The sequence below is a fragment of the Flavobacterium pectinovorum genome (assembly GCF_006438875.1).
Lineage (GTDB): Bacteria > Bacteroidota > Bacteroidia > Flavobacteriales > Flavobacteriaceae > Flavobacterium > Flavobacterium pectinovorum_A.
In genome coordinates this window covers 427386-445845 of sequence record NZ_RCZH01000001.1, presented here as the reverse complement: position 1 = coordinate 445845, position 18460 = coordinate 427386, and the positions used below count along the sequence as shown (strand labels likewise).

General features: G+C 32.3%; 18 protein-coding genes. 4 read left to right on the top strand and 14 right to left on the bottom strand.

The genetic code is table 11. From position 1 onward, the window contains the following. Nucleotides 1-94 precede the first annotated feature (94 nt). From EAH81_RS01780 to EAH81_RS01750, 7 genes are all read right to left on the bottom strand, one after another. On the bottom strand, nucleotides 95-817 hold the full coding sequence (locus EAH81_RS01780) for a hypothetical protein (RefSeq protein WP_140503086.1): 723 nt from the start codon (nucleotides 815-817) through the stop codon (nucleotides 95-97). Nucleotides 818-1357: 540 nt separating this feature from the next. Beyond that, the gene (locus EAH81_RS01775; protein ID WP_140503084.1) at nucleotides 1358-2245 is read right to left on the bottom strand and encodes a DUF4238 domain-containing protein; all 888 of its coding nucleotides are present in this window, start codon (nucleotides 2243-2245) and stop codon (nucleotides 1358-1360) included. Nucleotides 2246-2804: 559 nt separating this feature from the next. Further along, nucleotides 2805-3383, bottom strand: a complete 579-nt coding sequence (locus tag EAH81_RS01770; RefSeq protein WP_140503082.1) for a DUF4833 domain-containing protein — start codon at nucleotides 3381-3383, stop codon at nucleotides 2805-2807. Nucleotides 3384-3873: 490 nt separating this feature from the next. Continuing rightward, nucleotides 3874-4305, bottom strand: a complete 432-nt coding sequence (locus EAH81_RS01765) for a GtrA family protein (protein WP_140503080.1) — start codon at nucleotides 4303-4305, stop codon at nucleotides 3874-3876. Nucleotide 4306: 1 nt separating this feature from the next. After that, entirely contained in the window at nucleotides 4307-4993 is a 687-nt protein-coding gene (locus EAH81_RS01760) for a CDP-alcohol phosphatidyltransferase family protein (protein WP_140503078.1), read from the bottom strand. Between the two features lie 153 nt (nucleotides 4994-5146). Further along, nucleotides 5147-5953, bottom strand: coding sequence for a phytanoyl-CoA dioxygenase family protein (locus EAH81_RS01755; protein WP_140503076.1), 807 nt, complete (start codon nucleotides 5951-5953; stop codon nucleotides 5147-5149). Nucleotides 5954-6186: 233 nt separating this feature from the next. Further along, nucleotides 6187-6975, bottom strand: coding sequence for an SDR family NAD(P)-dependent oxidoreductase (locus tag EAH81_RS01750; RefSeq protein WP_140503074.1), 789 nt, complete (start codon nucleotides 6973-6975; stop codon nucleotides 6187-6189). A gap of 347 nt (nucleotides 6976-7322) precedes the next feature. Between EAH81_RS01750 and EAH81_RS01745 the strand changes: the two genes are divergently transcribed. Together EAH81_RS01745 and EAH81_RS01740 are read left to right on the top strand one after the other, a co-directional pair. Continuing rightward, nucleotides 7323-7904, top strand: coding sequence for a Crp/Fnr family transcriptional regulator (locus EAH81_RS01745; RefSeq protein ID WP_140503072.1), 582 nt, complete (start codon nucleotides 7323-7325; stop codon nucleotides 7902-7904). Nucleotides 7905-7984: 80 nt separating this feature from the next. After that, nucleotides 7985-8680 carry a hypothetical protein gene (locus EAH81_RS01740; RefSeq protein ID WP_140503070.1) on the top strand — a complete coding sequence of 232 codons (696 nt, stop codon included), beginning with the start codon at nucleotides 7985-7987 and terminating at the stop codon, nucleotides 8678-8680. 11 nt (nucleotides 8681-8691) lie between these two features. Here the strand turns inward: EAH81_RS01740 and EAH81_RS01735 are convergent, their stop codons facing one another. After that, the gene (locus EAH81_RS01735) at nucleotides 8692-9213 is read right to left on the bottom strand and encodes a hypothetical protein (RefSeq protein ID WP_140503068.1); all 522 of its coding nucleotides are present in this window, start codon (nucleotides 9211-9213) and stop codon (nucleotides 8692-8694) included. A 174-nt stretch (nucleotides 9214-9387) separates the two neighbouring features. Next, a complete protein-coding gene (locus EAH81_RS01730) occupies nucleotides 9388-9696 on the bottom strand; it encodes a winged helix-turn-helix transcriptional regulator (RefSeq protein ID WP_241676492.1) in 309 nt (102 codons plus the stop codon). Between the two features lie 144 nt (nucleotides 9697-9840). On the opposite strand from EAH81_RS01730, the gene EAH81_RS01725 reads away from it, so the two are divergent. Continuing rightward, the gene (locus EAH81_RS01725) at nucleotides 9841-10584 is read left to right on the top strand and encodes an SDR family oxidoreductase (protein WP_140503064.1); all 744 of its coding nucleotides are present in this window, start codon (nucleotides 9841-9843) and stop codon (nucleotides 10582-10584) included. A gap of 95 nt (nucleotides 10585-10679) precedes the next feature. On the opposite strand, the gene EAH81_RS01720 is transcribed toward EAH81_RS01725, so the two are convergent. The 3 genes from EAH81_RS01720 to EAH81_RS01710 all read right to left on the bottom strand — a co-directional run bounded on the left by EAH81_RS01720 (nucleotide 10680) and on the right by EAH81_RS01710 (nucleotide 13756). Further along, the gene (locus EAH81_RS01720) at nucleotides 10680-12035 is read right to left on the bottom strand and encodes an MATE family efflux transporter (RefSeq protein ID WP_140503061.1); all 1356 of its coding nucleotides are present in this window, start codon (nucleotides 12033-12035) and stop codon (nucleotides 10680-10682) included. Nucleotides 12036-12161: 126 nt separating this feature from the next. Beyond that, nucleotides 12162-13034, bottom strand: coding sequence for a helix-turn-helix domain-containing protein (locus EAH81_RS01715; RefSeq protein ID WP_140503058.1), 873 nt, complete (start codon nucleotides 13032-13034; stop codon nucleotides 12162-12164). A gap of 179 nt (nucleotides 13035-13213) precedes the next feature. Beyond that, nucleotides 13214-13756 carry a cysteine hydrolase family protein gene (locus EAH81_RS01710; RefSeq protein WP_140503056.1) on the bottom strand — a complete coding sequence of 181 codons (543 nt, stop codon included), beginning with the start codon at nucleotides 13754-13756 and terminating at the stop codon, nucleotides 13214-13216. A 268-nt stretch (nucleotides 13757-14024) separates the two neighbouring features. Between EAH81_RS01710 and EAH81_RS27795 the strand changes: the two genes are divergently transcribed. Then, complete coding sequence (locus EAH81_RS27795) at nucleotides 14025-15017, top strand: DKNYY domain-containing protein (RefSeq protein WP_241676491.1); 993 nt, start codon at nucleotides 14025-14027, stop codon at nucleotides 15015-15017. 115 nt (nucleotides 15018-15132) lie between these two features. Here the strand turns inward: EAH81_RS27795 and EAH81_RS01700 are convergent, their stop codons facing one another. Together EAH81_RS01700 and EAH81_RS01695 are read right to left on the bottom strand one after the other, a co-directional pair. Beyond that, a complete protein-coding gene (locus tag EAH81_RS01700; protein ID WP_140503054.1) occupies nucleotides 15133-16557 on the bottom strand; it encodes an amino acid permease in 1425 nt (474 codons plus the stop codon). A gap of 119 nt (nucleotides 16558-16676) precedes the next feature. Further along, nucleotides 16677-18422: a metallophosphoesterase gene (locus tag EAH81_RS01695; protein ID WP_140503051.1), complete on the bottom strand. Its 1746-nt coding sequence runs from the start codon at nucleotides 18420-18422 to the stop codon at nucleotides 16677-16679. Nucleotides 18423-18460 lie beyond the last annotated feature (38 nt).

The following is an 18460-nucleotide window of genomic DNA, read 5'->3' as shown; positions in this document are numbered from 1 at the left end:
GTCTGGAGACATTCACACAGCTTTTCATAGGAACTCTTTGGAGAGCGGGGGTATTTTATTCGCGATCTTGCCAAACGCCTTGCTAGCGGTAGTATCAATTAATGATTTTGAATTTCCCTGTTACTATATTACCATCAAAACTCGCTGTGTAATAAAGAGTTTCATTATCAATTTTATCAAATTTCACATTTATCTTATCACCAACTTTAAAAGATAAATCGCTAGCTGTTAATTCGATTACTGTTGCATTGTACTCAAAATCATTTATCCATTCCAGTTTTGATTTAATATAGTTTTTACCACCATTTGGAAACTCAGTATGTATATTGTCTTTAATAATTATGTAAGTTGAATTATCATCAATATCAGAATATTTCAATTTACAATTCTTCAATGAGGAATAATTTACTTTTTCGGTAGGTTGTTTTTGTAAAATGTAGCAATAATCCATATCATATTCTTTTGATGATTTTAATATTGGATAAAGTTTTTCATCCTTAATCAGCCATTTTTTATTGGCAGGGAAATTATCATCGTTTTTTAGAATCAATATGTCTTTCTTAATAGTCCAAGTTCCAGAAGTTTCATGTTTGTCACTTAATGTGTAACTCATTTCAAAAGTTCCATCGGATTTAAAATTAGCAGTTGATTGAAGCCAACTCGTCTGAAACTCATATATTCCTGAAACAATTGAGGTGCTTTGTTTTTTTTCTTTTATAATTATTTGATTATCCGTTATTCCAACAATATAAGCTGATAAAAGCAAAACTGAAGTAAAGTATATAAATAAGCGAGTAATAATTTTTAATTTAATCATTTGTTATATTAAGTTATGGAATTGACCTTTGTTGGCAGATATTACCGCTAACGTTATGTTACTACAGCGGGTTTGGGACTAAATTAAAACCATTCTTCGGATTTACCAAATCATCTCAAATACAAAACCAGCTCTGCGAAGTATTCTTCTTTACGCTGCGCAATCCCGAAAGCCTTCGGAACTGACTTTGCGCCATTTTAAACAAATATAATTGAAAAACTAAGACTTCATAAAGTGGCTGACTTAAAACTAATTTTCTTAGAATATTTTCCCTGAATGTAAAAAAATCCCAGACAATAATAAGAACTAACAGTAAAAAGTCGGGAGACTTCTATCAAGTTTATAATTTGTAAGGAACAAAAAAATTACACAAAGTCAGTCCCGAAGGCTTTCGGGATTGCGTAACTTTTCATGAGAACACTTCGGAAAGCGGGGCAGCTTTAATAATAAATGATGTAGAATATAATCAGTTAGTCGATGACTACAATTCTATAAAAATTATGATTGAAAATTAACTCCATATAACTATTAATAAAAACATTATTCTCGAAATGTAGTCTCGTCGGTCTGCGTGTTAAAGATTAGATAATCAAAATTTAAATAAGCTTGATTATCTACAAACATTCTTTTGTTGATGTCATCACATGTTCCAAAATTTACAAGATTGACTTTATCTAATTTCATTTTTCTTAATAGATTATCAGATGACTGCGAATCGGGATGAAACATAAAAAGACAAAAATCTTTGGACAAAGGAAAATAGATTTCTGCTTCAACAGGAATCAAATAGCTATGCTGTCCAAACCTTTCAATATGAACTGGATTATCAGAAGTCAGCCACCCGACATTTGCATAGTGTTTTAAAACAACTTTTTTGAATCTTCTAAAAACCTGCACTAAATGAGTCATGATGTAAGGCATTACAAGGTTTAGCTGTAAATCAGACGGGATGTGTTTTATTATAAACTCAAGCTCATCTTTATCTTCCTGACCCTCAGAAAATAAAGTAATTTCACTAACTAAGGTAACTGCAGCTTCGCTGTCTTTAAGACACCATGATATAAAATCCCTAAATCGGTCAGTACGGCATAAAATATTAGCGGTGAAATTATTAAGGATATCTTTATCTAAAGGAATTAGTTTTTTTTGATTTTTAAGATTTGTTATCACCTTTGGATAACGCGATTCTAATTGAGAACTTAAATTCTCAAACAACCTTTTATCTTTCATATCCGGGAGTGGAAGATCAAAAATATTTACTTCAGCTGTAAAGGATTTTACTTTAATATTCATTGTCTTTTTTTCTCCAACTCTGTACACGGAAACATAGTGTTCATTGTCTTCTCCAATATATCCAAACTGTTTTAAGTAAATCTGGGAAAGCTTATGCTGATTTTGAAATTCTGGCTCCATATAAGGTATAATCATTCAGGCAATTATTACCAAAATTAAAAAAATAAATTTTAAAACTAAGCTAAGACTAAAATGATTGTGGCAAAATCGTGATACATTTAAATCATAAATTAAAAAGGCATATATTTTTAAGAGTTAACATATGTAGGTTCGAATCTATATTAACTTGTTTAATTTAATTATTTTCCTTTGTCAAAAATTCCAGTCCTGTCCAAACTAATAAGAGAAACTCCTCTCTGCGAAGTATTCTTCTTTACGATGCGCAATCCCGAAAGCCTTCGAAACTGACTTTGCGCCATTTTAAACAAATATAATTGAAAAACTGAGACTTCATAAAGTATCTGACTTAAAACTAATTTTCTTAGAATATTTTTACTGATTGTAAAAAAATCCAAGACAATAATAAGAACTAACCGTAAAAAGTCGGGACACTTCTTTCAGGTTTATAATTTCTAACAAAAAAATTGCGCAAAGTCAGTCCCGAAGGCTTTCGGGATTGCGCAGTTTTTCATGAAACACTTCGGAGAGTGCGAACGCCTTTTTTCATATTCTTATTAACTAGCACATAGCTATCTTATTTCAACAACATTCTTTCCGTAATTGTTCTATTCGAGGAAGTTTCAATTCCGGTAACTTCGGCATACTTTACATTTGGTAACCAAAAAGAACCTCCTTCAATGCGCACAAATATTTTTTCTACTTGTATTCTTTTCTGATTTACACTTACAAAAACATGATATTTTTGATCTGAATCTATCTTTTTCAAGGTTAATGGTAACTTTTTATACGATACAAATTGAAGCTCAAATTCCTCATTATTTAAAGTTTTACTTTCTATTCCGTATGCAAATTTGCGTTGCAAATAATTAAAATCTTTTTTTTCTCCTTTCTCAGCATATCGAATCCAATAGGCTTTTATAGGATTGCTTTTGTCTATTTTTCCATTTTCCTGATAGTTTATAGCATAAATAGCGGTGTTTACATTTGGGTCCCGCTGAATGTAAAATAGCATATTTTCTATATTTTTAGGCGTTGGGAAATTTAACGGCGACGGATTTTTAGATTGTGCCAATAGGTTTGCGGAAATTATATTTACTAAGATCGTTATAACGATTAGTGATTTTGTAAAATTTTTAAATAGTAATTTATTCATAATGAAATTTTTATATAACCCGTTGGGTCAATTATTTTAACACATAGTCCCGAAGCCTCGGGATCAATGTCATTAAGTTAAGCTTTCAAACTATAATTTTTGTCGCTAAGTTTTTTTGAATTGCCTCCAGCTGAAGCTGGAGGCAATTCAAAAAGCTTTACTTAATGATATTGACCTCGGGATAGTTTTAGGACGCTTAAAAAAGGCGTTTCACTTGCTAAAACAAATCCCGAAGCTTCGGGACTGGCTATGTAAACTAAGTTTCTTTTTGTTTTCTTTTTTTACACATAAAATCTATCCCGTCCCGATCCCGAAACTTCGGGACGGGATCTAGCAATGTCATTAAGTTAAGCTTTTAAAAAATAAATTATTGCAGATCAAATCCGTTTTTATCCGCGTTTTTACGAAGTAAATCTGTTTTATCCGCGTCAAAATTAGACCCTGATTTTACTGATTCGCTAAGCGAAAACGTTGATAAAAACGAATTTTTCTAATTACTTTCTGGATTAATCTGTTTTTTGTTTGCCCTAAAAACCCAATATTTAATCAGTGGATAATTAAATCCATAAGAAACAAAACTATCCGTGATTAATCTTCCGATTCTATAATCGATTTGAAATACTTTTTGCAAAATAAGCGTACCAAATGATTTTAAGGAAATGCTTCCCAATACAACCAACGCAAATCTAAAAAGCTGACTATTGATATGGCTGCTATAACCACATTGATTTTTAAATACCCAAAATCTATTGATGCTGAAATTGATAATCGCGCCAACTGTTCCCGAGATTAGAATAGAAAAGGTAAAATGCATTTTAAAAACTTCTGTTAATAAAATCATTAAGCCATAATCTGTAATGCCACCTAAAAATGCCGCAACTTGAGCTTGTAGAAAAGTCAAAATAGATTTTTTCGGGAACATATCAGTCTTGGTTTTTATCCTTTAAATCGCCTAACTTCAAAAGTTTTAAGCTATCTATAGCATTAATCACAAGCAATATAATAGTAATTAAGCCAGCCAAATATGCAATAGATCCCTGAAATAAAACTTCTATAATTAAAATTAAAGCAATAATAAATCTAAGTTCCGTTGGACCAACAAAGCCGGAATCTATACTGTATTCACTAGTAATTTTGTAGCGTAACTGACTGATGATGATCGACCAACCATACAATGCGACAAAAGCAAAGGCTACTATTTGTGTGCCATTTTTAGCATAAATGAAATAGCCAAAGCCTATAAGTACAATACCAATCCAATCGGCAATAATATCGAGCGCAAAACCATACCAAAGGCGCGGAATATTTCTGTAATAAGCCAATCTTCCGTCTAAAGAATCGCCTAACCAATTTATAATCAATCCGATAATACCGAAAAGTAAATACCAATTAGCTACATAAGTGCCTAAAATAAAAGCTAAAAAAACCAATCCCGAACCAAGTGTACCCATCAAAGTAAGTACGTTTGGCGAAATGAATTTAGGCACCTTTGGAAGCAAAAACACAATCGTTGACTGTTCTGCTCTTTTTAAAATATTAGTTCGTTTACGGTCTGAAAATGTTCTTTGTACGATTGCATTATGATCTTCAACCTGTGTTTCTTTTCCCATTAATAGCGCAATATTTGTAAGCCTGATACTATAGCCAGTTCTACTTTTATAATTTTAAATTTTATTTTTCTTTGCGTATTTTTAAAAAAATCAGTGGTTCTTTTTAGCTTACCTGATCTAACCAGATAACTAAATGCGAGGACAATCAGCATATTATTTAACAATTCCTGCAAAACGTTGATAGAAAACCGTTGGACTGTTCTCATCTTTCGGAGCGTATTTTCCTGCTATAATTGGAATATAAATAACTCTTCTTCTACTCTCTTCGCCACGGATAGAGGATTCTGCAACTCTGTGCCACAAACGGCCATCGTGAATGGTTAAATCTCCAGCTTCCGGAGTGATGGAAACTTCCTGTGGATCAGGTTTATTATCTAAAAAGTACTTTTTACGAAAAAGCATTTGATAAACACTTTGTTTGTGCGTACCCGGAATTATTTTAAGACCGCCGTTTTCGGGTTTTAAAGTGCTTAAGTGAATACCCACATTGAGCATCGGGTTTAATTTTGCACCATAAAAAATATCTCTCAAACCATCTGTATGCCAGCCCATTTTAGTAAACTTACTTTCCGGTCCATTGATATAATGATTGAAAACCATTCCGTCTTTTTCTTCCGTACCTAATCTTGCGCCATCGCCTGCCAATGGTAATAAACTATTAAATCTTGGATCAAGTAAAAGACCGCTTAAGGTTTGATGATGCTGGTTGATAAAAGCAAAACGCTGTACAATAGGAGAACCGTCTAAATCTTTTCCATATTTAATGGGAACACCATTTACTTTTTGAAGGTCATTGTCAATCCAATTTTGCTGCACTTGTTTTGACGCATCAATGATTGATGAAACAGTTTCCGGATTTATAAATTTTTTGAAATGGATGAAACCATGTTCGTTAAAAAACGCAATTTGCTCATTAGTTAATTGCTCAGTAAGGGTAAAGGTTTTATAAGAAGATACCATGATAATATAGATTTAATAAATGAAAGAATAGTGTTTGTAATTTTATCTAAAACAGAATAACAACAACAGCAACAACAAAACATTAGCATGTTTGCGTGCATTCGGTTTTCAGATAAATTAAACATATTTTTTTCATTATTTGACATACTCTATAGAATTAGTAGAATTTAATACAAACGTAATACTATTTTTTATTTTACAAAGAATATTTTTTTATTTTTTTTTGAAAAAAATTAAATTTTATAAATCCCGGCTGCAGTTTTTTCGATAAATGCCTTTGGTAGTATGCGGTTGGCGTAAACCGAAATGATATTTGTAAAACCCGGAATAACTTCAGATTTTTTGTTAAACATGGCTTTTACTGCCATTTTTGCAACTTCATCAGGCTGCATATTAAACTTTTCAGCCATTTTGCTAAAAGCGCTTAAACCAGCTCTTGCAGCAAAACCAGTATCAACCGGGCCCGGACTAAAACAGGTTACTGAAATGGAAGTTTGGGCAAGTTCGAAACGCAATGCACGCGTAAACGATAAAACAAAAGCCTTTGTAGCCGAATAAACAGCTAGCGTAGGTACAGCCTGGTAGGCAGCAGTACTTGATATATTTAAAATATAAGCTTGTTTTTCTTGTGAAAGTATAGGTATTAATAAATGCGAAAGTTCTACAACTACATTCATGTTAAGCTGCATCATGCCAAGCTGATCCGTTAGAGAAGACTGACTAAAATCGCCCCACACACCATAACCGGCATTATTAACTAAAATGCCAACGTGGTAGTTATTCATTTTTATCCAATCGGTTACTTTTTGCGATGCGCCATTTGTCGAAAGATCAATCGATAAAACAGGAGCATTAATGCCGTATTTAACCTGAAGATCATCAGATAATGCTTTTAATTCCTCGTTACTTCTTGCAACAAGTAATAATGGATAGCCCTGTTTAGCCAATTCATAAGCAATAGATTTTCCAATGCCTTTACTGGCGCCGGTTATTAAGGCATATGGTTTCGTTTTTTCGCTCATTTTATTCATTTAATTACCAAATATAAAGATTTATTGTAAACCGTTGGGTGTGCAACAATGTATAATGGTTACCCTTTCCTCTCCCAATGTCATTAAGTTAAGGAAATATCTATCCCGTCCCGACGTTTCGGGATCGGGACTTTGCCGAATAAATCCCGCGCAAAGGCGCAAATCGCAAAGAAAATGTATGTAAACTTGGCGGCTTTGCGCGATTTTATCAGTCTTAATTGTCTAAAAAAAAGCTTAACTTAATGACATTGTCTCCTCTCCTTCACAATAAAATAACTACTCTTAGAAATATTTACATTTGGATTAATTATTATCTTAGTTCATCAAACATTTACGATATGAGCAAAAAAGCTATTGCTTTATACTTTAAAACTACAAATCTCATTACTGCAGAAATGGCAGAAGAAATTGCAAGCCATTTTGAAAGTAAAATTATACTCAAAAATCAAATGCATCTTACTGAAGGTACTATTTGTGATGAATATCTTTTTTTAGAAAAAGGGTTTATGCGAGCTTTTGCATTTGATATTGAAGGGAATGAAGTTACTACAAACTTTTATTCTCCCGGAGATGTTGTATTTGAAGTTGCTTCTTTTTTTAACCGTACAAAATCAAAAGAAAATATTAATGCAGTAACAGATTCTGTGGGCTGGTATATTACTTATGAGCAGTTAAATAATTTATTTCATTCTTTACCTGAATTTAGGGAATTTGGAAGGTCTATACTCGTCAAAGGATTTTCTGAACTTAAAACCAGAATGCTTTCCATGATTAGCGAAACTGCCGAAGAACGCTATATCCATCTATTAAAAAGCAATCCTGAGATTTTTCAACAGGCTTCTTTAAAAACTATCGCTTCTTTTCTTGGTATTACTGACACTTCTTTAAGCAGAATTCGAAAAGAAATTTCAAAAAAATAGTGATCCTTTCATTTCTTGCCAATTGCTAAGTATATTATAATCCGGAATACATTCCTTTGTTTAACTAAAAAATTAAAACAATGGATACTTTACCACTTTATATTAGTCTGGTTTTCGGAATTACACTTTTAACCTCAATTGTTCTTTTTTATAAAGCTTCATATTCATCTAAGATCGTTTTGGCTGTACTATTTTTTTGGATCATTGTGCAATCTTTTATAAGCAATTTTGGTTTCTATAAATCGGAAAATACAATACCACCTCGATTTGCTTTACTTCTATTCCCACCCTTAACATTGATTGTTATTCTTTTTATCACCAAAAAGGGAAAAGCCTTTATTGATGCATTAAATATTAAAACACTTACCCTTTTACATGTTATCAGGATACCAGTAGAATTGGTTTTATTATGGCTCTTTATGCATAAGGCTGTACCGGAATTAATGACATTTGAAGGCCGAAATTTTGATATTTTATCTGGTATTTCCGCACCAATTGTATATTATTTTACTTTTGTGAAAAAGAAAATTAATTACACTATTTTATTAATCTGGAATTTTATTTGCCTGGCTTTAGTTCTGAATATTGCAATTAATGCAGTGTTATCATTACCAACAAAATTTCAGCAATTTGCTTTTGATCAGCCAAATGTTGCCCTTCTGGAATTTCCTTTTACATTGCTGCCTGCCGTTTTAGTTCCAATTGTTATTTTTTCGCATTTGGTTTCGATTCGACAGTTACTCCATTATAAAATATTAAAAAATTCTTCATTTTAATATCTGTAACCCTATAGTACATTATTATTAGAATTATTTCTTCTTGTTTCAATATCTTTTAAACAATGTATTAAACACCCCTCATATTGATAGAGATATGGCTTATCCATTCTTATTCGGGGTCTGTTTGATTGTGGATCTAAATTTTTATAAATAAAATTTTCAAAATTTAAAATGTAATCTCCAGCTAAATCATCGTAGCTTAAAACTTTAAAATCTGAAAGATTTAATAGTTTTAAAAATTCAACTAAATCTATCTCTTCTAAATCATCTAAATCGGTATTTAATCCTTCATATTCTCCAAGTATATTAATTTTCTTATCTGCATTTAAAATGAATTTTGTATCAATATAAAAATTAAATAATTCGTCAAGTGTCATTCCCTCTTTACATATCTTTTGTAAACTTTCAGCCGCACTTCGTGTTTCGTCATTATATGGAATTATTAAGTATCCATCTTCGTAAAAATGCGGTATTTTATTATCAATTTCTATTTTTTCATCTGCGAAAATCAGAGTAATATATTGTCCCATTTTTGATCAATTGTGTAAAAGATAAGGTATTAAGTAAAACGAAAATACTCCAATTTTTTCCTAATTGCACATATAAATGTTTAAGAAAAGTGTTTCTTTATGATTTGCTTGTTTATCTGCTAAATAGCTATTTGCATAAGTTTCATTAAAACTTAAAAAGTTGTCTTTACTCTGCTAACCTTCAATAATTACTTTTCTGTGTTTTATTCCCCATTCGGCAAGATCATTTATTATCGTTTTTAATGTCAATCCATACTCCGTCAGCTGATAATGAATTGTAACGGGCTGCGTATCAAGAACTGTTCGTTTAATAAGTTTATTAATCTCTAAGTCCTTTAACTCCTTGCTTAACATTTTGTTGGAAATCCCGTTTACATCATTTAAAATATCTGTAAATCTTCTTTTATTATGATAACAGATGGATGAAATTATAGAAATTTTCCATTTCCCATTCAATATATCCATTGTATCATGGACTGCCATTATCTCCTTTTTGTGTTCAATCTGACATTCGTTACTCATATGTTACCTTGTTACTCAAACGTTACTGTTACTTTTAGTTACAAAGTAACAATAATAAACTTAGCTGAACTAACTTTGCCAATATAAAATTTAAAATATAGTAAAATGAATTTCACAAACAAAAATGTTCTGATCACAGGAGGAACTACAGGAATTGGATTAGCAACAGCAAAAGAATTTATAAAAGCAGGTGCAAACGTCTGGATCACAGGAAGAAATATCGAAAACCTTGAAAATGCAGCCACCGAAATTAACAGTCCAAAATTAAAAACTATAGTTTCTGATACTGCAAATTTATCAGATCTTTCACAGTTGGAAAAAACTTTTGCAGAAAGCGGGAATAAATTAGACACTCTTTTTTTAAATGCAGGAATAGCAAGATTTACCTCAATCGAAGAAGTAACTGAAGCTGACTTTGACGCACAGTTTAATACCAATGTTAAAGGTCATTTCTTTACACTGCAAAAACTACTTCCCCACTTAGCAGAAGGTTCATCAGTAATATTTACTTCGTCAACAGTTGCAACGGCAGCAAATTTAGGCAGCAGTATATATTCTGCTACCAAAGGAGCTTTAAATAAAATCGCTCAGGTGGCTGCAAACGAATTAGCAGGAAGAAAAATTCGTGTCAACATTTTGAGTCCTGGCCCAGTTTCTACGCCTGGACTTCATAAAGCCGTACCGGAGGATGCCAAAGAATTTTTGGCAGGTGCTACTGCAATGCAGCGATTAGGAGACCCGGCGGAAATTGCGAAAACAGTATTATTTCTTGCTTCAGACAATGCTAGTTTTATTACCGGAACAGAGCTGATCGCAGATGGAGGCTATATAAATTATGCTCTAAAATAAATTAATCATTGTCATTTAATAAATGATTAAAAGATTATATAAAAGTAAAATGCTAAATCAAATGATTTAGCATTTTTTTATTATCACCTAATATTTTATTTTAACAGATTTTTCTTCATTACATATCGGAATCTTAAATAAAGTAAGGCAGATGATGTTAACAATCCCAATGTCAAACCATACCAGATTCCCTTTACTCCGGCATCGAAATGAATTCCTAAAACATAAGCCGCAGGCAAACCAATAAGCCAATAAGCAATAAAGGTTATAAAAGTGGGAATGTTTACATCTCCCATTCCTCTTAGTGTTCCTAAACCAACGACCTGTGTACCATCAAAAAGCTGAAATAGAGCAGCAATTATCAATAATTGTGCAGCCAGCGCTACAACACTTGCGTCATTTGTTATTAAGTAAGGTAAATATTGATTAAAGAGCATAAAAATTACAGCAAAAAACATCATGAAAATGATCACTAAATGATAGGATGCATACGCAAAACTCTGAAGTCTTTTGTAATTCTGATTTCCAAAACTATTTCCAACTTTAATGGTTGCCGCCGATGCAATTCCTCCCGCCATCATGTAAGTCATTGCTGCAAGGGTTATTGCTGTCTGATGAGCTGCCTGTTCAATTGCACCAATATGACCTGCCATTAAAGCGGCAACTGCAAACGCTCCAATTTCGAATACATACTGCATAGCCACAGGCAATCCTATTTTTACCACTTTTGCAATTTTTGAAAAATCAACAAACTTAACGGAGAAATGGTGTATGTAAGACCTGAAATTCTCTGATCGAAGTACATACCATATCATAACCAACATCATTAAAACCCGATCTATCAATGTTGCAATTCCTACTCCCTGAACTCCCATTGGCTCCATCCCGAACATTCCCTTTACCAGAATTATTGCAATAATTACATTGAGCACATTTCCCCATATCGTTATGGACATTGCTTGTTTTGTAAAACCCAGCCCTTCTGCAAACTGTTTGAAAGTTTGAAATATCATTAAAGGCAGAATAGATAAACTTAATATTAGCAAATAAGGTTTTGCCGTTTCAACAACCTGAGGATCCTGCTCTGCATGCTGCATGGCAAACATAGAGCCATAATAAACTATTAAAAAAAGAAAAATTGCGGCTGTGACATTAAGCCATAAACTGTTTGACAGAAGTTCGGCACATTCCTTAAAATTTGATTTTCCGTTTTCTTGTGCAATCAAAGGTGTTAATCCATAGGCAACTCCTAATCCTATGACCAAAACTACCATGAAAACAGAATGAACCAGCGAAACTGCTGCCAATGATATCGTTCCTGCATAATGCCCTATGATAACTGTATCAAGAGTCTGCACCAGTGTATGCCCCAACTGGGAAATTACAACAGGTCCTGCAAGTGCTATTGTACTTTGGTAATATATCTTATTGGATTTGTATTTTTTGATCATATTAGAAAATTGAATGCCTCAAGGCAGATTTAATGAATTGAAATTGCCATTATTTAAACTTTCATTTAAAGCGCAGCGATCTTTTTGTTTTAGATTTATCTTATTCTGTAACAGCCCTATAAAATGCTATGAAAATATCCCATTTTGGTAATCTGAGAGGAATTGGCTGCTGGTTATTCCTGTTTGGGTTTTAAAAAATCGCATCAAATGTCCGGGTTCTGAAAAATCAAGATCATAAGCAATCTCAGCAATCGTCTTTCCCGAATGTATCAGGTCATTCTTTATTTCAAAAAGCAGTCTCTGTTTTAAGAGTTCTGTCGCGGTTACATTAAACTGCTTTTTCACACAAGTGTTAATTGTAATCCTGCTCACATTTAATAAATCTGCATAGTAGTCAATTCGCTGCTTTTGCCTAATATGCGTTTCCAGCAACTGTTTAAACTGGTAAGCAAAGTTATTTTCTGCCCTATCAATTGAAAGATTATTTGCATCTGCATAGATTCTGTTAAACTTCAAAAGCAGATAATACGTAAGAGATCTTATGATATGAATACTATCTGTTCTGGTATTAATAAGTTCGGATTTGATTTCCATAAGCTGACCAAGCGCTTTTTGAAGTTCTTCCTTTTCAATACCAATCTTTAAAGGATAATTCAACTGATAGAAATACAGAAGACGATAGGTAAAGAATTTGTCCGAGAAGAAATCATTAAGAAAATTTTCCTGAAAAACGAGAACAGTATAATCCAATCCCTCTTTCTCCAAAGTCCATTTCCGTTTTTGAAAGGGAGAAATAAAAACAATTGTATTGTCAGTTATATCGATCTTCTGCTGATTTAAAATCAGGGATCCCTTGGCGGTCTTAAAAAGCAATATTTCAAAAAAATCAGTATTGTAAGTATCACGCTCCAAGTATCTCTCACTCAGCATATCGCCGTGCAATACATTGAGAAGCACTTCAACACCACATTCTGTTTTATGAAATTTAATTGTTTTCATTTTCTTTAATTAGTTAACGCATTGAAATCCGTTTCTTTTTACTTTCTTTACGATGAGCTTAAATATTAGATTTAAAGCAAATTTACAACTTCATTTACAAATTACTTCAAACCAAAAAAAATGAGCAGTAATAAATTACAGCTCATTTTATAAAAGTGATTCCTTATTTACCCTTTATTTTACGAGAGCAAATACTCTTCTGTTGTAATGATTTTTGCATAAAAGAATTCCAATGCTGCCAAAAATGCATTATGAACATCTTCAGCTTTGACGTCCTGATCCTTTATATGAAGATTCAGTGTAGCGCAGGCATCTCCAATTACTGTACATTCAAATCCAAAGTCGACAGCAGCTCTTGTTCCGGCGTCAATGCACATATGAGTCATCATTCCCGCGATTACCAAATGCGTTATCTGCTTTGAATGAAGATATTCTAATAAATCAGTTCCCCTAAAACTATTAGGAAATTGTTTCGTAATTACTTTCTCCTCTCCTAGCGGTTTTACATTTTCATGAATTTCTACACCTTTTGTACCGGGAATAAAAATGGGAGAACCTTCTCCGGATATATGCTGAACATGAATAATAGTCTCATTTTCTTTTCTAAAATGCTCCAATAGTTTCTTGGCGTTTTCACTTGCAGCAATAGGATTTACAAGTTCTAATGAACCATTTTCAAAATATTCTCTTTGTATATCAATTAATAATAATGCCTTATTCATTTTACTTTAATTTTAAAATTTATATCTGACAAAATTAAAACTTAGAGTTGCGATTTCAGATACCAAAGCACTTTCAATACATACCATTTTGATAAGCAAAGATTTTTTATTTATACATTAGCGTTTTCAATAGTACAATAATTAATAAAAGACAAAACGCAAAAAAAATTTACTCCTCTCCCAACCTTTGTAGATTTCAATGCATCTATAAAATAATGAGAATCAAAAAAGCATAATAAATACCAACTATTGAATAAATACAACTCTTATGAATATCAATCAAATGAAGGCATTAATTTTTATTTTTTTAAGCGTTTTTTCTATTGCGAATGGTCAAAGCAAAAAAAATAACACTGCAATAAGAGATAACAATCTAAAAGTTCCTGAAAATTATTCCAGACGACTGCCGGAAGAACCAATTTACAATATATGTGGAAGTGATTTTTATGAACGGGTAGAGAATGCAGAATATTACGAGTATAATTTTTATAAAAAAGACAATCAAATTTATTTCCAAGGAAAATTAACAGCTATTAAGGGTGATGGATTTCAAAGAATATCTTATAGTTATTATAAAAACAAAAGTAATGTATATTATTATACAGCGTCAGGATTACAGAAGATTGAAGGAATTGATGCGAATTCAACACATCTTTTAGGCAGTTTTTTAGCTGATAAAAATCACTTATACTACAAAAATATTAAAATAATTCAAGGACAAAATTTTGAGTTCGTTTCAAGCAGTCTTAATTATCTAGAGGTTATTATCAAAAACACGACTGATAATCTCCTTTTATCAAATTATTATATCATTAAAAACAACAAGGGATATTGGATTATAAAAATATCTGATTCTATTCTATCATACAATTTTTTAGGAAAAATATTTAATCCCAAATGGGAGAAAAATACTGAAGAAATAAAAGTAGATGATTCTCATCCATTTACAGGGAGTTCAGTTGAAACATTACCTGAATTTCCTGGCGGAATGAATGAATTTTATAATTTTCTAAAAAAAGAATACAAAATTCCAAACGAAGAAGGGCTTAAAGGGAGAGTATATGCAACGTTTGTAGTCGAAAAAAATGGCGTATTATCCGGGATAAAAATTCTTCGCGATATTGGATATGGAACTGGAGAAGAATTTATCAGAGTTTTAAAACTATCTTCAAAATGGAAACCTGCCATACAAAATGGACAAGGTGTAAGATGTATTTATTCTTTAGTCTTCACAATAGATTCATCTATTCAAGCGAAGTAAATCTGGTAAAACATTCAAAATCACTTAAAAAAAATGCTAAACTATAAGTTTAGCATTTTTTTTAAGTGCTATGTTGACAATAAATGCCTCGTAATGAATACCGTTGTAAAACTACTTATTTTTTTGTTTTAAAAACTTTATAACAAACAAAAAGAATCCCCAGCCAAATAGGAATTAATTCTACGGATAATTTCATATCAGTGATCCACATGATGGATAAAATACCCAATAAAAACACCAAACAGATGTAATTACTTACCGGATAAAATATGGAAGGAAACTTCGTTTTTGTGTTTTTCTTGTCTTTCGAAAGCCTAAATCTTAGATGCGTATACGAAATCATAACCCAGTTAATCACTAAACAAGACACTACCAAAGACATTAAAATACTAAAAGCCTCTTTTGGCATTATTTTATTTATTAAAATACAGATAGCTGCAAAACAGGAAGAAATTAAAATGGCATTAATTGGTACCGATTGTTTGTTTAGCTTCATTAAAAACTTAGGCGCATTGCCTTGATCTGCTAAACCGTATAACATACGTGAATTACTGTAAACACTGCTATTATATACGGATAAAGCGGCAGTTAATACAATTAAATTAAGCACATTAGCAATAAGGCTTGTGAAAAATATTTTGTTGCCAAACAACTCAAATTCCATTCCGTTTAAATTTTGAAAAACCATTACAAACGGACTACTGTCTGTAGTAATCTGTCTCCAGGGTGACAAAGCAAATAAAATAACCAATGCACCAACATAAAATATAAGAATTCTATAAATAACCTGATTGGTTGCTTTTGGAATGTTTTTTTCGGGATTTTCTGCCTCAGCAGCGGTAATTCCTATTAGTTCTAAACCTCCAAAAGAGAACATAATCAGCGCCATTGCCGCTAATAAACCCTGAAAACTACCGTCACTAGTTTTTTCAAAGACACCTTTTGGAAAGAAACCTCCATCGTTATATAAATTATGAATTGTAGCATGTTCTCCTCCTGTACCACTTATTAGCAAATAAGTACCAAAGAGGATCATTGCAATAATTGCGACAACTTTTATAATGGAAAACCAAAATTCAGTTTCTCCGTAAACTTTCACCGAGGCGAAATTTAAAGCATTAATCACCAGAAAGAAAAATAAACTGGATGCCCACAGCGGAATTCCAGGCCACCAAAACTGCACATACACACCAATGGCTGTAAGTTCAGCCATACTGACTAAAATATATAAAATCCAATAATTCCAACCGGATGCAAAACCTGCAAAAGAACCACAATACTTATAGGCAAAGTGGCTAAAGCTTCCTGATACTGGTTCTTCGACAACCATTTCGCCAAGTTGTCTCATAATAAAAAAAGCGATAATTCCGGCAACAGCATATCCTAAAATAACAGATGGTCCTGCCAATACAGCCGCCGGACCAATACCAAGGAAAAGACCTGTTCCTATTGATCCGCCCAGGGCAATTAACTGAATGTGGCGATTAGTCAGCCCACGTTTAAGCTGGTTATCTTGTACGTTTTCCTGTGTTTTTTCCACAAATTAGATTTTTAAAGGAGTAAAATGTACTCACGAATGTATAAGCAACGAAGATAAGTTAAAAAAGGAATCGTACAAAGTATGCGTTGCTAAAGGATATTTATAAGAAATTATATGTGTTAGAATTTAATTTCAATCGGCTTTTCAATGAGATGAGTTTCTACTTTATTACCTGAAAATGAATAGGTGTCATTTTTATGGTGTTGCATCTTCCAATTTTTTGGTACGTTTTTAATTCCTATTGGATAAATTGTTAATCCAGTTGAATGCACCTTAATTCGCAAGAAATTTTTGTAATGACGGCATGCCAGTGATGATGAAGCTTCGTCTAAATGCATATCAAAAAATAAATTAGTTATATATAAATAAATGCCCATTACTAAACTGGAAACACCAGCTCCAAGAAAACAAATTATTATTATTTTGATCAATTCAAGTACCTTATCAGGGATTACAATTAAAAACTTAAGTGAATCGATATCAATGGGAAAATTAGCGGAATAGATAACCATAAAAAAAACAAATATTTGTAATACGCTATGAACAAATCCGTTGAATCGTGCTATATTAGGTGTAAATCCTTTTGTTTCTGTAAATGCATAGAATCCCATTCCTAAAAACACAGTAATAAGCAATGCACCAGGATTATCTACTAATAATTGGCAATTTTTACTAATAGCATTATAAATTGAAAAACTGGAATCATTATTTTTGTAAAAAACATGCTGTTCTTCGGCATAAAAAAACCAGTAAAAAAATAAGTAAACAGATCCAATAAGAAAGGTAAAGAATATGTTTTTAAAGGGGAATAACAAATTTCCTAATAACAATTTCTTGGATACTTTGCTATCTGGAAAACTTTGAAGTTTTTTTAATTTATAGTTTTCTTTTAATTCAATTTTTTCGGGCAAATTGTGTGTTAAGTGCAAAAATGCCCCGCCGCCGCCTGCGGTAATATATTGCGTGCTTTTACTTGAATAACGGGAATAATGATGTAAATCACCTGTTAGGACGACAGGCAATTTAAATTTTTTATTAGTAATTCCATCTTTGTCGTAAATAAATTTATCAATAAAAAACGAAAGCCGCTCGCATGATTTGTTGTCTTTATAAATAGCTTTATACACCCACGCTGGTTCAGCAGTAATAAGAATAACACTATCCCCTGCCTTCATTTTATCACTAATTGACCTGAAATATTTTAACTGCGGTGCATCAATGTCAGAGTTAAGCTGTATGTCTAATGCCCAAATCCAGCAGTTATTTGGGAGCGGCAATGCAAAATAGCTTCTATGTTGTTTGGTTTTCCAAATTCCTATTTTTCTTTGCTGACAAAAAATTTTAATAAAATTTCCCAACCCATCATACCAATCGTGATTACCGGGAATAGCATACAAATGAGGCCGATTTTCTTCGTCAATAGTATCATCATCCTTACCTAATGCAGATTCATAGGGAATTTTAAATTTTCTTTCGTAAGCTTCTGATGTTGGAAACGGATATACTTCATCACCGCCAAATATTAATATTTTTGCTCTTGGAATTGTAATTTTTCCATTAGTTTCTGGATTTTCAACTTCCAATTCCTGTTTTGCAACACATGTGGCAACGGCAAATGTGGAATCGAAACCATCACCAGTATCACTTACAATATCTATCCAGGTTTCTGTTCCTCCATAATATTCTTCAAGATCTTTCCAATGATCATCATTTTTAATATCTGTATCTAGTGCAGCCTGAGTTTCTCTACGGTCAGCATAATTTCCAAAAGTACCTGATATGACTGCCTTCATTGCGATACTAAACAGCATTCTTGGCTTGTACCAATTGACCATATCCGCAGGAACAAATTTTGCTTTTTTCATGATTATACTTTTGGGAATCAAAGAATTTAAACACTACA

Bases quoted from the DNA above. Each gene is read 5' to 3' on its own strand.
- EAH81_RS01780 (WP_140503086.1), bottom strand. From the start codon at position 817: ATGATTAAATTAAAAATTATTACTCGCTTATTTATATACTTTACTTCA.
- EAH81_RS01775 (WP_140503084.1), bottom strand. From the start codon at position 2,245: ATGATTATACCTTATATGGAGCCAGAATTTCAAAATCAGCATAAGCTT.
- EAH81_RS01770 (WP_140503082.1), bottom strand. From the start codon at position 3,383: ATGAATAAATTACTATTTAAAAATTTTACAAAATCACTAATCGTTATA.
- EAH81_RS01765 (WP_140503080.1), bottom strand. From the start codon at position 4,305: ATGTTCCCGAAAAAATCTATTTTGACTTTTCTACAAGCTCAAGTTGCG.
- EAH81_RS01760 (WP_140503078.1), bottom strand. From the start codon at position 4,993: ATGGGAAAAGAAACACAGGTTGAAGATCATAATGCAATCGTACAAAGA.
- EAH81_RS01755 (WP_140503076.1), bottom strand. From the start codon at position 5,953: ATGGTATCTTCTTATAAAACCTTTACCCTTACTGAGCAATTAACTAAT.
- EAH81_RS01750 (WP_140503074.1), bottom strand. From the start codon at position 6,975: ATGAGCGAAAAAACGAAACCATATGCCTTAATAACCGGCGCCAGTAAA.
- EAH81_RS01745 (WP_140503072.1), top strand. From the start codon at position 7,323: ATGAGCAAAAAAGCTATTGCTTTATACTTTAAAACTACAAATCTCATT.
- EAH81_RS01740 (WP_140503070.1), top strand. From the start codon at position 7,985: ATGGATACTTTACCACTTTATATTAGTCTGGTTTTCGGAATTACACTT.
- EAH81_RS01735 (WP_140503068.1), bottom strand. From the start codon at position 9,213: ATGGGACAATATATTACTCTGATTTTCGCAGATGAAAAAATAGAAATT.
- EAH81_RS01730 (WP_241676492.1), bottom strand. From the start codon at position 9,696: ATGGCAGTCCATGATACAATGGATATATTGAATGGGAAATGGAAAATT.
- EAH81_RS01725 (WP_140503064.1), top strand. From the start codon at position 9,841: ATGAATTTCACAAACAAAAATGTTCTGATCACAGGAGGAACTACAGGA.
- EAH81_RS01720 (WP_140503061.1), bottom strand. From the start codon at position 12,035: ATGATCAAAAAATACAAATCCAATAAGATATATTACCAAAGTACAATA.
- EAH81_RS01715 (WP_140503058.1), bottom strand. From the start codon at position 13,034: ATGAAAACAATTAAATTTCATAAAACAGAATGTGGTGTTGAAGTGCTT.
- EAH81_RS01710 (WP_140503056.1), bottom strand. From the start codon at position 13,756: ATGAATAAGGCATTATTATTAATTGATATACAAAGAGAATATTTTGAA.
- EAH81_RS27795 (WP_241676491.1), top strand. From the start codon at position 14,025: ATGAATATCAATCAAATGAAGGCATTAATTTTTATTTTTTTAAGCGTT.
- EAH81_RS01695 (WP_140503051.1), bottom strand. From the start codon at position 18,422: ATGAAAAAAGCAAAATTTGTTCCTGCGGATATGGTCAATTGGTACAAG.